Consider the following 11,668-nt stretch of genomic DNA (forward strand, 5'->3'; position numbering starts at 1 on the left):
CAGGATGGCGTAGTTGAAAAAGCGGAGTCTCTTTTGAGGCTTCGTTTTTTTGTTCCGGAAAACAATTTGTACTTTGATGACAATATGATTCTGCTAAAGTTGAAAGTTTTTAAAGAGATTTCGTATCTTTACATAGGTATATATTTTCTTTAGAAAGCGGGGGTGCTAAAATCATTATGAATTGAATATTCAAATATACGGTGAAATACGGAGCGAATTTATTTTTTTATGGAAATTACAATTTTTACATTTTAAAATAATGATAGGGAATAGATGAATTCATTCACTTCGGAGGTAGTTACTTGAACATTAACGAGAAGGCAATTGAAATGTTTGAACAAAATAAATACGAGGAAGCAATGGAACTGTTTCAACGAGCAGTACATGAATCTAGAGGTGTACAATCTCTCAATAATCTTGCTTGGATGTACTTTTACGAGGAAGAGGATGATGATAAAGCTCTTGAATTAATAAGAGAAGTTGTTAAGTTGAATCCTTCCTCATACTTTCCTTATAACATCTTAGGGGACATTTACATAAAACAAGAAAGATGGGAAGAAGCGAAAGAAGTATTACAAAAGTCTATTTCGATTCAACCATCGGATGAAGCATTTCACAATGTAGCTGTAGCACATTATAACCTTGGAGAGTTTGAAAAAGCTTCGGAATTTTTCTTGCGAGTTGCAGAGGATTCGGACTATATCATGTATATCTATGTAAAATGTTTAATTGATTTAGGACGAACGACAGAAGCGAAAGAGAAGTTAGATGCTTTTAATAGGAAATCTGATGATTTTGTAGGAGAAATTAATGTAGCAGATTTATACGTTGAGTTGAAGTGCTATAAAGAAGCCATTCAATGCTTCGAAAAGGGATACAAAGAAGTTTGGAAAAGCCCCGATTGGATTGGTAGATTTGTTTATGCTCTATATAAAGCTAATAATTTCACGCGTATAAATGAAGTGATACGGGAATCTATCGAAGCGAAAACAGCAGAAATAGAAGATGTTAAAAATGAAGAAGTAGAAGAAAACTGGACAGAAAAAGATAAGAAAGAGTTAATTGAGGAATATACAGAAGAGAATAATTATTATAAAGCAATGATAGCACGTATCAAATCTGGATATGTTCCAGAGTTAGAATTTGAAACTTATCATTTAGGGGGTTGCTATTTATTTGGTTGTAAAAGACATAATCATCTTGAATATGGAGAGTGAAAAGATTCGACTGTCAAATATGATGGTCGAATCTTTTTATTATAGGTCGCTTGTCTAAAGGTACCATCTCGACTGAAATTTGTTAAAGATGTTTCGTATCATTACATAGGGTATATATCCTCTTTAGGTAATCCTTTTTTAATATTTAAAATACGCAGTGAAATAAAACCAATAAGTCCTATTCCGCCGAAAATAAGCCATGGTGTATACATTCCGTTTAAGTTGGATGTAAAAGATGTACCGGTATAATTACCGATGATAAAACCAAATGCGAGTGATAGTTGATAGAATCCGAAGTAAGTAGCTGTATATGATTCGTTACTGTAATTTGCAATAGCGATATCAGCGTTAGGTAATACGAGTGTTTCACCGATTGTAAATAAAATTACACAAATAAATAGCCAGTATGGGTGTTGAAATAGAGGAATGAGTAAAAAGGAAATGCTCATTAATAAAACACCGTATTTAATAATCGAAAGTGTGCTGTATTTGTGAAATAGCTTCCGAAATAACACCATAAATATGACGCCTGTTATTGCATTTATCGTAATAACGAGTGTAGCAAGCTGATTGCTATTACTAATATTTTTCATATGAAGTGGAAGTGCGACAGTAAGCTGAGTAAACATAATATAGAAGAAAATCATGATAAATGAAAACAGAAGAAAAGGCTTGTTTTGTAAGATAGCCTGTATTCCTAATGTAATAGATGTGTTTTCAGTAGTGACTTGGAAATGATTTTTAAGTAAGTAAAAGATAAAAGCGAATAACAGCATAAGTGATCCTGTTAGAGAGAAGGCATAGATTGGATCAAGTAAGAGTAAAAACCCTCCTGCAATTGGTCCAATTATTGCACCACAATTAAAACTAAGGTTTAAATATGTAAATAAATTTTTTCTCATATGAGCTGGTTGTGAGCCGAATATGGCGCGAGCAGCAGGTTCGTAGAATGCAGTTCCGAAGCCAATCAGTGCAGAAGAAATAGAAATTGTATAGAAATCAGAGCATATTCCTAAAGCAATAAATCCGATTCCTCTTAAAAATAATCCAGCTATCATCATAATGATATAGCCTATTTTGTCAGCAATTAATCCTGAGAATAAAGGGATAACTCGTGATGTGATTGTCATAACCGTCAATACTGTTCCTACTTGAACAGCTGAAAAATGAAGAAAGGTTAATAGATAAATAGCTAAAAATGCGTATACAGCAAAATATCCAAAAGACATAAAAAATGACGAAATAAGCATGAAACGTATCGGCATTGAGAAATTTTTCATATAACTCCTCCTAATTATGTAACCAGTAAAAAATCTTGATGGTTAACTATTTTATATTATAATTATACATAAAGTCAGAAAAAAGTAAATTTTAAGAAGAAGGTGGATGGAATTGAATCAAAATGCACCAAATGAACTAGAATATATTCGGGGGTTTTTAAATACATGGAAAATACCAAATGATACGAGAGAGCCAATTGATATGCTGCAAACAGAAGAGGATATAAAGCTTTTTATGAAAGAACATTTTCATGAAGAGCTTCCATTTCATACGATAGAGGAATTAAAAAGTTTTCGAGAAGGTATTCGGCTGGCAATTGAAGGTGGAAAATCATTGCAAAAGTGGTTAGAGAAATACCCATTTCATGTACAGGTAAAGGAAGACATGAAAGGTATTAAATATGGGCCTGTGCACGAAGAAAATGTATATACAAAAGTATTAAGTATTGTTTTAATGGCTGTTCAAGAAAAATTGTGGGGTAGGTTAAAAGCATGTCCAGATTGCCGCTGGGTATTTTATGATCATTCGCGAAATGGAAGTAAAAGATGGTGCGGTATGTATGCTGGAGAAGAAGGAGGAAGAGCGTGCGGGACAATCGCCAAAGTGAAAAATTACCGAGCGAAGAGAAAAGGGAGATCGGGTTATGATGTGTAATTTATAGTAGGGGAAGAAAATGGGATGGGGGAATGTAGAATATGAAAGATACACAAATGTTAGCTTTAAATAAAAAGTGCTGGGATACAGTGGCACCATATTTCTTTCAAGTAGATTGTTTACCGAAATATGGCCCGTATACAGCGTCTGAAGATGAGATTCATTTGTTTGATTCAATTAGAAATAAAAAGGTTCTTGATATTGGATGTGGAAGTGGGCATTCGTTGCAATATATGGCAGAACATGGGGCAGAGGAAGTATGGGGTCTTGACCTTTCAAGTGAACAAATTAAAACAGCGAATGAAACGTTAAAGTGTTGGAATCCAAAGTTAATATGCGGAGCAATGGAAGAGGAAGTGGATATTCCGAAAGGGTATTTTGATATTGTATACTCCATTTACGCATTAGGATGGACTTCGAATTTAAGAAAAACGTTGGAACTGATTTATTCGTATGTAAAGCCAGGAGGAAGTTTTATTTTTAGTTGGGAGCACCCAGTATATTCAAATTTAAAGTATGGGACTGAAGAAATTGCTTTTAAGTCTTCTTATCATGAGGAAAACCCTATTACGTTTGAAACATTTAAAGGGGAAAATGTACAAGCGACATTATATAAGAGAAAAATAAGTACATACATAAATGAGTTAAATAGAGCGGGATTTACAATTGAGAGAATAGAAGAGCCTGAACCATCGAGCTCGTTTGATGAAGAACGAGCTGAACCTTCTACGAAATATTATTCTTTATATAAAGCTAGAATGGTGCCGACTACCTTTATTATTAAGGCGAGAAAGTAAAGTGTTTTATAAAAAGAAGCCTATCATTTCAAATAATTGAAATGATAGGCTTCTTTATTTTTAAAAAATGAGGTCAGGTGTGTACTTTTCATATACAAATGCATTTCATATAAAAGGTGTAATTATTTTTGGGAGGGGGATTGTTGTGCGTCATCATAGAAAGTGCAAAAAATTTGGAGTGGCACTGCCTCTTCCACTTATAGGAGCAACTGGCCCTACTGGTGATAGTGGCCCAAATGGTCCAACTGGAGGGCATGAGGGGCCGGTCGGTCCTCCAGGAATCACTGGACCTAGAGGAGCAACTGGTCCACAAGGTCCTCAAGGTATCGAGGGAATACAAGGTCCACGAGGGACAACAGGAGCTCAAGGAATACAAGGTGCCATTGGTGATACCGGAGAGCAAGGAATTACTGGTTCGATTGGCTTACAAGGTCCTCAAGGATTAATTGGAGAGCAAGGTCCAGTTGGTGATATTGGATTACAAGGAGTAGAGGGTATACAAGGAATTACAGGCCCTGCTGGTATTCAAGGTCTACAAGGGCCTCCGGGGATACAAGGGGAAATTGGAGAACAAGGGCAAACGGGCGCACAAGGAATGCAGGGAGAAATAGGTGTAACCGGGATATTAGGTGTAACGGGCCCACAAGGTCTTCAAGGAGCGCAAGGAACACAAGGAGAGGATGGAACGACAGGTATACAAGGAGAAGAAGGTCCACAAGGCATACAAGGGGAAATTGGAGAACAAGGGCACCAAGGTGATCAAGGAATACAAGGTGTAATTGGCCCAACGGGTTCTACTGGAATACAAGGACCTCAAGGAATAAGCGGAATAAAGGGGATAACAGGTGTAATAGGTCCTCAAGGCCCACAAGGTGGTCAAGGAATACAAGGGATAAATGGATCCACAGGTTTTCAAGGAGCAAAAGGAGCACGTGGTATAACAGGAGCAACTGGAAGTATTGGTATGCAAGGACCAGAAGGACCTCCGGGTGCTCCGACGGGAACAACCGGTCCAATTGGTCCATCTAGTGGAGTGACTGGTCCATCTGGCCCACCGGGTCCACCTGGGGGTCCAACAGGTCCAACAGGTGAAGGCGGTGCACAGGGTGTAACAGGCGGAACTGGTGCAATCGGAGTGCAAGGGTTACAAGGTATAACTGGTCCCACTGGCCCTCAAGGTGTAAGGGGAGCACAAGGTTCTCAAGGGGTAATTGGTGTAGCTGGAATGCAAGGTGCACAAGGTTCTCAAGGTAACCAAGGAGTAACAGGAGCAACAGGTGCAGAAGGCCCACAAGGAACTCAAGGTCCCCAGGGGGAAATCGGTCCAACTGGTGCAGAAGGTCCTAAAGGTGTGCAAGGAATACAAGGGGTGACAGGTCAGGCAGGAGCTCAAGGAATACAAGGGATACAAGGAATAATCGGTCCCGCAGGCACAACAGGAGCGGCAGGAGCCCAAGGTCCACAAGGAATACGAGGGGAAACAGGAGCAGCTGGAGCACAAGGGATACAAGGGCCCCAAGGAATACAAGGAGAAACAGGAGCAGCTGGATTGCAAGGGATACAAGGACCTCAAGGAATACAAGGGGTAATTGGATTAACTGGTGCGCAAGGTGCTCAAGGTCTTCAAGGAGTCCAAGGAATAATCGGTCCAACTGGTGCGATTGGTTTGCAAGGACCTCAAGGAACACAAGGTATAGTAGGCCCAACAGGAGCACAAGGTTCTCAAGGTTTGCAAGGAATACAAGGAATAACAGGTCCGACAGGTGCACAAGGAATTAGAGGGCCTCAAGGGAATATAGGAGAAAACGGGATAACAGGACCACAAGGAGTGCAAGGTGCGCAAGGTAATCAGGGACCTGAAGGAGCACAAGGAAATGTTGGGGTTACGGGGGAAACTGGAGAAACAGGAGCGACCGGAGCAACCGGTGCGACCGGAGTACAAGGGATACAAGGCGTTCAAGGGATTATAGGGATACAAGGAAGTACAGGAATGACCGGACCTACTGGTGCAACGGGAGTAACAGGGATACAAGGAGTGCAAGGTGTTCAAGGAATACAAGGCCCAACTGGAGCAAGGGGGATAACAGGGGTTAACGGTAGTGTAGGTCCAGCTGGAGCGCAAGGTAGTCAAGGGCCGATTGGAGCTGTGGGACCTACTGGAGCAACTGGTAGTCAAGGGCCTATAGGTTTTTTAGGAATTGTAGGTGCAACAGGAGCGACTGGTTTACCTAGCGGTGGCGGTTATTTCTTTTCTACTTCAACGAGTGCAATTGAAGCGAATGCATTAATACCAATTAATTCCGGATCTACAGTTTTTGGTTCTGATGTGAGTTTAACAAATGCAACAACTGTAACGTTAAGTACGCCGGGAATATATTTAGTCAGCTATTATTTTCAAGGTGATCCAAATGGGGGGAATGAAACGATTTCCGTGAGGCTTACTTTAAATGGAACGCAAGTCGCGGGGAGTTTTATTTTTTATGTTACAGGAGGTACTTTTGTATTAGAACCAGCGATTTCTAATACGATGGTCATTAATGTTGCTTCTTCAAATGCTACTTTATCTTTACAAAATGGCCCATTAGCTATTGGGCATGTAACGACATTATCTGGTGTGATAACTGCTAGTTTAAATGTATTAAAAATAGTTTGACACGTTAGTTATAACGGGGGAGATGCTTGTGAGGGATCAAGATAAGTGTAGTAAGTTTCAAGCACCTATTCCTTTTCCGGCGTCAGGTATTACGGGGCCAACTGGTCCAACGGGTCCGACAGGTTCTTTAGGTGGACCGACTGGACCGCAAGGAATACAAGGCGTACAAGGGCCAATTGGTCCAACAGGTCCTACAGGAATTCAAGGAGTGCAAGGGGTGCAGGGAGAAATAGGTCCAACGGGTCCAACTGGTTTAACAGGACCACGGGGTGCTCAAGGTATTCAAGGACCGATGGGGGAACAAGGTCCACAGGGAATTCAAGGTGTTCAAGGTATACAAGGAGAAAGGGGGCCGACTGGCCCAACCGGAATACAAGGGATACAAGGTATACCAGGGCCGATGGGAGAAACAGGTCCAACAGGAATACAAGGGATACAAGGGATACAAGGCGAAATCGGGCAGGCGGGTCCAACAGGAATACAAGGTATACAAGGGGTGCAAGGTGAAATTGGTCCGACTGGTCCAACCGGAAATACGGGTATACAAGGTGTTCAAGGGAATTTAGGGAGCAGCGGTTTACAAGGGGTAACAGGTATACAAGGTATTCAAGGTCCGATGGGTCCGACTGGTCCAACCGGTTCTCAAGGAATACAAGGGGAGCAAGGGCCAATGGGCCCAACTGGTTTAACTGGTGTTCAAGGTTTACAAGGTCCACAAGGTGAGATGGGGCTAACTGGTCCAACCGGCTCTCAAGGAATTCAAGGAGTGCAAGGTGTAATAGGGCCAACGGGTGCAACTGGTTTGCAAGGGGATCCAGGTCCAACCGGTTCGACAGGTCAGGCGGGGGTAACAGGTCCAACTGGATCTGCAACGGGTCCAACCGGAGCAACGGGTCCAACTGGTCCGCCAGGAGGCCCAACCGGTCCAACTGGTCCAGCAGGATCACCGGGAGGTCCAACCGGTCCAACAGGAGCAACAGGAGCAACAGGGGCGACCGGAGCAACAGGAGCGACTGGCATTCAAGGGGTGCAAGGAATACAAGGACCTACAGGTGCAACCGGTTTAACAGGTTTGCAAGGCGTGCAGGGGCCAATAGGGGTAACAGGTCCAACAGGTGACCAAGGAATTCAAGGTCCACAAGGAGTAATGGGAGTAACCGGTCCAACCGGTTTACAAGGTTTACAAGGAGTGCAGGGACCGATAGGAGCAACGGGTCCAACCGGTCCTCAAGGGGTGCAAGGGGCACAAGGTCCAATTGGTCCAACCGGCCCGCAAGGAATACAAGGAATACAAGGTGAGCAAGGAGTAATGGGAGCAACCGGTCCAACCGGATTACAAGGTCTTCAAGGAATACAAGGCCCAATCGGTCCAACCGGTCCTCAAGGTTTACAAGGGTTGCAAGGTCCAAGTGGTATAACTGGTCCAACCGGTCCTCAAGGGATACAAGGAATTCAGGGGCCACAAGGAGGTATAGGTCCAACCGGTGCGACTGGAATACAAGGAGTGCAAGGTCCACAGGGTCCAACGGGTCCAACAGGTCCAACAGGCCCGCAAGGAATTCAGGGAATCCAAGGAATCCAGGGTCCAACCGGTCCACAGGGTATTCAAGGTCTGCAAGGAATCCAAGGTCCGATTGGTCCAACAGGCCCAACTGGACCTCAAGGAATCCAAGGAATAACCGGATCAACAGGTCCAACAGGTCCAACGGGTGCAACCGGCCCGACGGGAGCAACAGGCCCACAAGGAATCCAAGGAATTCAGGGGCCGCAAGGGGTAACGGGGCAAGCCGGAGCAACAGGCCCGACGGGAGCAATCGGTCCACAAGGAGTGCAAGGGATCCAAGGTCCACAAGGGATAACGGGTCCGACGGGAGCAACCGGCCCGACGGGAGTAACAGGTCCACAAGGAATCCAAGGAATTCAAGGCCCACAAGGTGTGACGGGAGCAATCGGATCAACCGGAGCAACTGGTGCGACTGGTGCAACAGGACCAACAGGAATCCAAGGCATACAAGGAATAACAGGAGCAACAGGGGGAACGGGAGTAACAGGCTCAACCGGTGCCACGGGCCCAACAGGCTTAACAGGAGCAACCGGATCATCTGCAATATCAACAGGGGGCGGTTATTTCTTTTCTACCTCTACAAGTACAATTGCGGCAAATACTAACATTCCAATTAATTCGGGATCCACTGTATATGGAACAGGTGTATCTTTAACTAGTGCCACGACAGTTACAGTATCCACACCTGGAATATATTTAGTAAGCTACTATTTCCAAGGGGATGCGAATGGTGGGAATGAGACAGTGTCTGTTAGGTTATTTTTAAATGGAACGCAACTAGCAGGGAGTTTTCTACAAAACGTAACGACATCAACTGTAGTAATTGAACCAGCCATTTCAAATACACTTCTTGTGAATGTAACGAGTGCAAATTCAACATTAATATTACAGAATGGTCCGTTAGGTGTAGGGCATGTGACCACTATAGCAGGTGCGATTACGGCAAGTTTAAATGTAGTGAGAATTTTATAAGAAATATAAAAAACACAAGGAATGTCTATACAGACACACCTTGTGTTTTTCTCTTTATCTTTTCGGTTGAAAAATATGCTGAAAGAAGTATTTGTGATGTAAGTTATCTACAACTTTATTTGCTTGATATGTGCGGTGTTGTTCGAGTCGAAGTCTTTGCTCCATCATTTTTATTGCATGATCAGATAAACGTAACATTATACATGTCTCCTTTTCTATAAATATAGATGTTTATTGAAATCGATTCCATATTTATAATTAAGGAGGTACACTGTGTAACATAGGCAAAAAGCACCTTCCTCTCCCATTACGCTTACGAGGTTAGCTGTCGGACTCGGGAAGTGAGAGTTTCCCTACTTAAATAAGATTCGCCCCAAGTAGCATAGCTACAAAAATGGTTCCCCCGCTCCAAAATTTGGACTCAGCAAAAGGTTTTATAAAGTAAAAGATAACATAAATAAATTGATGAGTCAAACTATTTCTTGTTTTCTGATTTTTTTAAGGAGGTTAAAACTACACCATTGGGTAATATGATATCCCTTATTTCAATAAAACCATGTTTTTTATATAAAGACAGAGCAGGGGTATTTTCTTTCCCTGTTTGTACAATATATGTTTGGGAAGGGGAGAACATGTCAAATACATATAGTAGTAGTTTTGTTGCAATTCCTTTATGAAAATGATCAGGGGATACTACTAAACGATGAATATCAACTTCCTCTTCATCCATTTTAAAAGAAATAAACCCGGCAAGTGTATCTTCATAAAAATAACCGTGAAAAATTTCATCACATGATTGAATATCGGCTACAGTATCATAAAGGCGAGGAATAGCTGTACTATTTATATATTTTGCTTCAATTTCATAAGCGGGTATTTGAATGTTTAAAATAGAAGTAGCGGTGTTGTGAGAAGTTGTAATTAATTTTTGAATCATAGAGTAAAACCTCCTTGTAGGCTTTATTTTCATAGATTTGACAAGATTTTTCTTTATTGGATATAATAATTGTAATAGTTACATAACAATTTAGTATTAAAAAGAAATACACTATAATAGAAATGGAGGGCTAAAAATGGGATGGATTATCACATTAATAGTTGGTGCTATTATAGGTGCAATTGCAGGTTCTATAACGGGTAAAAATTTCCCAGGTGGTATGTTCGGAAATATTATCGCAGGTTTATTAGGTGCTTCGTTAGGTGGTAGATTATTTGGATCTTTTGGGCCATCATTTGGTGGGATTCATGTCGTACCAGCATTATTAGGGGCAATCGTGTTAATTCTTATTGTATCATTTGTGGTGAAAGCTGCAAGGAAATAAAGATATAGATCATGATGAAAAGCCCTGAATAAGGGCTTTTCATCATTCGAAGAGGTGGTTTCGTTGGAAAAAGTAAATATAAGAAAAAGAGATAAGTTGAAAAAGTTTTTTAGAGAGCAAAATTATTTAGCGGTGTTACTTGGCTTTGCGTTATTGTTTATTAACATATTACTGCTAACGAAGATTTCTTTTGTGTTTACTCCGTTTATCGTCTTTTTAAAAACAATTTTCTTCCCAGTACTATTAGCGGGCGTGCTATTTTATATATTGCATCCATTCGTTTCGCTTTTAGAAAAGAAAGGTGTTTCAAGAATCGTATCAATCGCTTCTATATATATAATAGTACTGGGATTATTTGTGTTTTTAGTTGTAACAGTAATCCCGATTATTAAAGATCAAATTGATGCATTAATAGATAACTTACCGTATTTCGGTCATGAAATTGAGCGAGCAGCACGTAGATTCGGGGAAAGTAATTTACTAGGCAAAATTCAGGAAAATTTAAATATTGATGTAGCGAGTATGGTAAAAGACTACACAGTTGATTTTACGAAGTCGTTATCATCAGTAACAGGAAATGTAACTGGATTTTTAAGTACTATTACAGAGGTCATTTTAACATTTGTAATGGTTCCGTTTATATTGTTCTATCTTTTAAAAGATGGTGAACAATTACCGAATCACTTTTTAAAATTTATTTCAGAACAAAGACAACCAGCAGCGATGAGAATACTAGATGATATGCATTATGCGATTAGCTCGTATATTAGAGGACAAATTATCGTTAGCTTGTTTATCGGTATTATGCTATTAATCGGTTACCTTATCATTGGTATTAAATATGCGGTACTGCTAGCTATTTTAGCGATGATTGTAAATATCGTTCCATACGTAGGACCAATCATCGCAATTACGCCAGCTTTAATTATTGCATTTATTGACTCGCCATCAATGGTGTTAAAAGTAATTATCGTTATGATGATTGTACAATTAGCAGAAGGTAAATTTATTTCTCCGCAAGTCATGGGGAAAAAGTTAGACATTCACCCAATTACTATCATTTTCATTATTTTAACTGCCGGAAATTTATTTGGTATTATGGGGATTATTTTAGCAATTCCAGGGTATGCGATATTAAAAGTGTTAGTAACGCACGGTTATAGATTTGTTAAGTTGAATACGTGAAAAAAGAGCTAAAACAGGTAATA

The 11,668-nt window shown here is 40.7% G+C and carries 9 protein-coding genes, 1 pseudogene and 1 riboswitch; of the genes and pseudogenes, 7 read left to right on the forward strand and 3 right to left on the reverse strand.

The features are described 5' to 3' along the window. Positions 1-302 precede the first annotated feature (302 nt). Entirely contained in the window at positions 303-1,217 is a 915-nt protein-coding gene (locus MR115_RS16275) for a tetratricopeptide repeat protein (RefSeq protein ID WP_242241983.1), read from the forward strand. An 82-nt stretch (positions 1,218-1,299) separates the two neighbouring features. On the opposite strand, the pseudogene MR115_RS16280 reads toward MR115_RS16275, so the two are convergent. Next, positions 1,300-2,497: pseudogene (locus tag MR115_RS16280) on the reverse strand (MDR family MFS transporter). A gap of 112 nt (positions 2,498-2,609) precedes the next feature. Here MR115_RS16280 and MR115_RS16285 point away from each other — a divergent pair. The 4 genes from MR115_RS16285 (at position 2,610) to MR115_RS16300 (ending at position 9,138) form a co-directional block, all read left to right on the forward strand. Beyond that, positions 2,610-3,152 carry a CGNR zinc finger domain-containing protein gene (locus MR115_RS16285; protein WP_242241984.1) on the forward strand — a complete coding sequence of 181 codons (543 nt, stop codon included), beginning with the start codon at positions 2,610-2,612 and terminating at the stop codon, positions 3,150-3,152. A 41-nt stretch (positions 3,153-3,193) separates the two neighbouring features. Beyond that, positions 3,194-3,949: a class I SAM-dependent methyltransferase gene (locus MR115_RS16290; protein WP_242241985.1), complete on the forward strand. Its 756-nt coding sequence runs from the start codon at positions 3,194-3,196 to the stop codon at positions 3,947-3,949. 145 nt (positions 3,950-4,094) lie between these two features. Next, a complete protein-coding gene (locus tag MR115_RS16295) occupies positions 4,095-6,602 on the forward strand; it encodes a collagen-like protein (RefSeq protein WP_242241986.1) in 2,508 nt (835 codons plus the stop codon). Between the two features lie 22 nt (positions 6,603-6,624). Next, the gene (locus tag MR115_RS16300; RefSeq protein WP_242241987.1) at positions 6,625-9,138 is read left to right on the forward strand and encodes a BC_3345 family exosporium-associated protein; all 2,514 of its coding nucleotides are present in this window, start codon (positions 6,625-6,627) and stop codon (positions 9,136-9,138) included. A gap of 54 nt (positions 9,139-9,192) precedes the next feature. On the opposite strand, the gene MR115_RS16305 is transcribed toward MR115_RS16300, so the two are convergent. After that, on the reverse strand, positions 9,193-9,336 hold the full coding sequence (locus MR115_RS16305; protein ID WP_000945246.1) for a hypothetical protein: 144 nt from the start codon (positions 9,334-9,336) through the stop codon (positions 9,193-9,195). 96 nt (positions 9,337-9,432) lie between these two features. Continuing rightward, positions 9,433-9,575: riboswitch (cyclic di-AMP (ydaO/yuaA leader) on the reverse strand. Positions 9,576-9,613: 38 nt separating this feature from the next. Further along, a complete protein-coding gene (locus MR115_RS16310; protein WP_242241988.1) occupies positions 9,614-10,075 on the reverse strand; it encodes a GNAT family N-acetyltransferase in 462 nt (153 codons plus the stop codon). Between the two features lie 136 nt (positions 10,076-10,211). Between MR115_RS16310 and MR115_RS16315 the strand changes: the two genes are divergently transcribed. Together MR115_RS16315 and MR115_RS16320 are read left to right on the forward strand one after the other, a co-directional pair. After that, entirely contained in the window at positions 10,212-10,460 is a 249-nt protein-coding gene (locus MR115_RS16315) for a GlsB/YeaQ/YmgE family stress response membrane protein (protein WP_000539721.1), read from the forward strand. Between the two features lie 63 nt (positions 10,461-10,523). Further along, positions 10,524-11,645: an AI-2E family transporter gene (locus tag MR115_RS16320; protein ID WP_242241989.1), complete on the forward strand. Its 1,122-nt coding sequence runs from the start codon at positions 10,524-10,526 to the stop codon at positions 11,643-11,645. Positions 11,646-11,668: the final 23 nt, after the last annotated feature.

This window comes from Bacillus cereus group sp. BfR-BA-01309 (genome assembly GCF_022664315.1).
Classification (GTDB): domain Bacteria; phylum Bacillota; class Bacilli; order Bacillales; family Bacillaceae_G; genus Bacillus_A; species Bacillus_A mobilis.

Coding starts and splice junctions, on each gene's coding strand:
- MR115_RS16290 (WP_242241985.1), top strand. CDS start 3,194: ATGAAAGATACACAAATGTTAGCTTTAAATAAAAAGTGCTGGGATACA.
- MR115_RS16300 (WP_242241987.1), top strand. CDS start 6,625: ATGCTTGTGAGGGATCAAGATAAGTGTAGTAAGTTTCAAGCACCTATT.
- MR115_RS16305 (WP_000945246.1), bottom strand. CDS start 9,336: ATGTTACGTTTATCTGATCATGCAATAAAAATGATGGAGCAAAGACTT.
- MR115_RS16310 (WP_242241988.1), bottom strand. CDS start 10,075: ATGATTCAAAAATTAATTACAACTTCTCACAACACCGCTACTTCTATT.
- MR115_RS16315 (WP_000539721.1), top strand. CDS start 10,212: ATGGGATGGATTATCACATTAATAGTTGGTGCTATTATAGGTGCAATT.